General features: G+C 53.8%; 3 protein-coding genes. All 3 read left to right on the plus strand.

Annotation, left to right across the window (positions count from 1 at the left end; translation table 11 throughout):
• A partial coding sequence (locus tag AC27IQ_RS24260) for an RHS repeat-associated core domain-containing protein (RefSeq protein ID WP_487091096.1) occupies positions 1-901 on the plus strand: 901 nt, incomplete at its 5' end.
• Positions 898-1272 (plus strand): hypothetical protein, encoded by a 375-nt coding sequence (locus AC27IQ_RS24265; RefSeq protein ID WP_487091097.1) that lies wholly within the window; start codon positions 898-900, stop codon positions 1270-1272. The genes AC27IQ_RS24260 and AC27IQ_RS24265, both read left to right, overlap by 4 nt.
• Positions 1273-1318: 46 nt before the next feature.
• A partial coding sequence (locus AC27IQ_RS24270; protein ID WP_487091098.1) for a hypothetical protein occupies positions 1319-1543 on the plus strand: 225 nt, incomplete at its 3' end.

Below are 1543 nucleotides of genomic sequence, written 5' to 3' on the forward strand. Positions count from 1 at the left end.
TCGATGCGGACCACTTGAACACGCCCCGGCGCCTCACCAACACGCAGGGCCAGGTGGTGTGGCAATGGCTAGAGTCACGGGTTTGGAGAGCGAACCCGACGACGGGGCGACCGGCTACACGCAGAGTGGGCAGGGGAGCAGCAACTACAGCGATGCGATCCGGTTCGACCTGCGGTATCCGGGGCAGGTGTTCGATGAGGAGACCCAACTGAACTACAACCTGCACCGCTCCTATGACCCGCCTTCGGGGCGGTACTTCCAAGTCGACCCGATCGGGCTGGATGGGGGGTGGAATCGGTTTGGGTATGTGGGCGGGGATCCGCTCAATGCGATAGACCCGCAGGGATTGAACGCGGTCGTAATCGCCAACAGAGCAGCGGCGTGGGTGCAAAGCGCCTATTACCGGTACGGCCCAGCCATCACTGAATTCATTGCTGGCGCGTCCGGTGTCAACGGGGCAGTGGTTTCTCCGATGAGCCCATTGGTGGCGCAGATTCCAACAACAGTGTCGCGAATGACGCCACTAGCACAGGGGATTGCTCAAGGCATCGAATCAGGAGCTTACTGTGCAGCAAACGGAATAAGTGAGGCTTATAACGTTGCAACAATGTCAAGACTCGCGAAGCAGTTAACTTTCGAATCTGCTCATTCGCCATTTTCTTTAAATGGTAATCTTACAAAAAATGCGATTGCTTCTGCTCAGCCAATAGCAAGCCTTGGACCAGGTCGTCTAAATAATCCAGCTATTCCTGCTGGATTTGGTAAATATTCTACTGAGACTTTTCAAAGCCCTTCTGGTAACTTTCAAGTGCATTTCTACATGAATCCTTCCAGTGGAGAGGTTTTTTATGGATTGGATTACAAGGTTATATTTAACAATATGTCGGGAGTAGTGCGATGAAAGTTAAGTGTGTTTGTCTTTTGGATCATGAGGGGAATGCTATTTCCTCCTCTCCATGGTTAAACATAGGAGCAACTTACCATGTGCTGTCAATATTTATTGATGGCAAGGGTGGCAGAAGGTTTTGGGTAAATTATCAAGATCAGAATGAATGGCCCAGCGTTGTTGAGCACCGCGCTGAGTGCTTTCAGATTGTGAGCACCGTCGTTCCCTCCAATTGGCGTTTGTGGATTCACGAGAGTTCGGCAATGGGTATTTCTCCTTTCTCATGGCAAAGTGCTGAATTTACTGAGGCCCTTCTTGAGCATGATGCAAAAGCTTATTCAATTTTTGAGTATGAGAGAGAGATTATTTTGAATGAAGATCCTTAAGTGATTTTTCCGTTGCCAGGCCACCGGCTGGCAATGGCCCGGGTTCGTGCAGACCCCCGGCAACCCCGCGCCGCTGGCCGAGCAGCGCAGCTACACCAGCGCGGGCCAGCTGGCCGCCAGCGCCCTGCTGCAACTGACCTGGGACAGCGCCGGGCGCATCGCGCAGATCACCCAGCAGCACATGCTGCCCACGCAAAGCAGCACGGTGGCGCAGCAGGTGGCGCTCACCAGCGCGTACAGCTACGACGCCGTGGGCCGGCTCACCGCCAGC

The organism is Acidovorax sp. KPB24-07 (genome assembly GCF_057543315.1).